The following is a 229-nucleotide window of genomic DNA, read 5'->3' on the forward strand; positions in this document are numbered from 1 at the left end:
CAGCCGCCTTCGGGCGGCTGTGTGTTGAAACATCGGCTGAATATTTCCATTTTGAACAACATCCCCCAGCCGCCTTCGGGCGGCTGTGTGTTGAAACTGTATCTCTCCCCTGAAACGGGCGACATCGGACACCAGCCGCCTTCGGGCGGCTGTGTGTTGAAACCAAATGTTTAAACGGAATAATAATCGCCGTATCACCCAGCCGCCTTCGGGCGGCTGTGTGTTGAAA

Source organism: Neisseria sp. HMSC074B07 (assembly GCF_001810355.1).
Lineage (GTDB): Bacteria > Pseudomonadota > Gammaproteobacteria > Burkholderiales > Neisseriaceae > Neisseria.